Annotated in this window: 1 protein-coding gene; it reads left to right on the top strand. The window is 33.9% G+C overall.

Features of this window, described 5'->3' with window-relative positions; all coding sequences use genetic code 11:
- Positions 1 to 265: 265 nt before the first annotated feature.
- The gene (locus H4J50_RS19030; RefSeq protein WP_182257707.1) at positions 266 to 553 is read left to right on the top strand and encodes a hypothetical protein; all 288 of its coding nucleotides are present in this window, start codon (positions 266 to 268) and stop codon (positions 551 to 553) included.
- The last annotated feature ends 93 nt before the right edge of the window (positions 554 to 646 follow it).

Below are 646 nucleotides of genomic sequence, written 5' to 3'. Positions count from 1 at the left end.
GATCGATTCCGCAATAATATTTATGTAAAGTAGTATAGAATTTCATTGAGCTTTCTCCTTTTGGTATAGTCGCCTTGAAGTTTAGCTCAGTGCTAGACTTCGGGGAGAAGGCTCAATTAGTATCAAGAAATTAAACAAGGACAAAAAACAGTTGGCTTTCTGTTCACTCCGTTCACTTATTTTAGCCAACAATTTTTTGCCTGTTAATTGGGCGTTAGTTTTCTTAGAGTTTATATTATCTCCATTTATCAAAAAGGATAGTTTGATGTTAAACAAATTAATAATTCTCATCTGTACACTGATATTCACAGGATGTGTTGTTGTTCCTGAAGTTGATCATTCTCAAAAGTATCAATGTGGTTTGTCTACCGATAAGAAGACTTTAAAAGTTGTCAATTTATTGAAAAATGATACTAGTTTTTATGAGTGGAATGATGAGTTTTTATCTATTATAACTATGCCAACATCAGCAGTTGTCTCAAGTGTATACGTAGCGGTAAATAACGTTTACCACTTTGGTGAAAAGCAAATAAAATGCGGTAACAAAAACTAACAAGGGTTTTCAAGTCGGACAAATTACAGTTGGCTTTTTGTTCGTCCCTCACTTATTTTAGCCAACTGCAATTTGCCGCTTAAAACGGCGTTA

The sequence above is a fragment of the Colwellia sp. 6M3 genome (genome assembly GCF_014077595.1).
Lineage (GTDB): Bacteria > Pseudomonadota > Gammaproteobacteria > Enterobacterales > Alteromonadaceae > Cognaticolwellia.
This window is presented reverse-complemented; position numbering and strand designations above follow the sequence as displayed.

Excerpts from the sequence above, each read along its gene's own strand:
- H4J50_RS19030 (WP_182257707.1), top strand. The coding sequence starts at position 266 with ATGTTAAACAAATTAATAATTCTCATCTGTACACTGATATTCACAGGA.